Source organism: Pseudomonas sp. DrBHI1 (assembly GCF_002205115.1).
In the GTDB taxonomy this organism is placed as follows: Bacteria; Pseudomonadota; Gammaproteobacteria; order Pseudomonadales; family Pseudomonadaceae; genus Aquipseudomonas; species Aquipseudomonas mosselii.
Window position 1 is genome coordinate 1 of record NZ_NIBE01000110.1, and the last position, 656, is coordinate 656.

General features: G+C 56.7%; 2 protein-coding genes. Both read left to right on the top strand.

Annotated elements, in window-relative coordinates:
- The coding region (locus CC207_RS21655) for a hypothetical protein (RefSeq protein WP_088852740.1) at positions 1-342 on the top strand (342 nt) is incomplete at its 5' end.
- Positions 343-395: 53 nt separating this feature from the next.
- The coding region (locus CC207_RS27885) for a hemagglutinin repeat-containing protein (RefSeq protein ID WP_371916499.1) at positions 396-656 on the top strand (261 nt) is incomplete at its 3' end.

Here is a 656-nt window from a genome sequence, read left to right on the forward strand (position 1 = left end):
AAAGCAATGATGAGCTATCAGGACTCCCAGCGCATGAGTAAGCAAGCTGCTGAGGAAGCCTTTGCCTCGACTGAGGTTAAGTGTATTTGCGAGGCATTGGTGTCCATTGCCTTTTATGAGTCAGATTGGAAGTGGGTGCAGAGCAAATGCTTAGAGTTTCTCAACAACGAAAACCCCGAAATTAGAGGGCTTGCGGCAACTTGCCTTGGGCATATAGCAAGAATTCATCGCCAGCTTGAGAAAGAGAAGGTGCTCAATGCTCTTCATGGCCATCTAGATGACCATGCGATCTCAGGGCAGGTTGAGGATGCTCTGGATGACATTGATATGTTCTTGCAGTGACCAGCTATGCGTTGCCCCATGATTGGGGCAACGCCGTCCTTGGTTTGTCCCAAGTGAGCCTCACCGCGTTGACCGGCGACGTGATCAACGAGCGCAGCGTCACCCGCCTGGAAGGCCGCGCGGGCGGTGAGCACGTGACCAAGGACCTGGTCGACACCGCCGCGCGCATCGAGGCGGCGAACAACCTGACGATCACGGCGGGGCAGGATATCGGCATTGTCGGCGGCGCCGTGCAGGCCGGCGGCAACATCGACATGGATGCCGGGCGTGACCTGATCATCGCCAGCCAGGAAGGTGTCGACAGCCACGAGTAC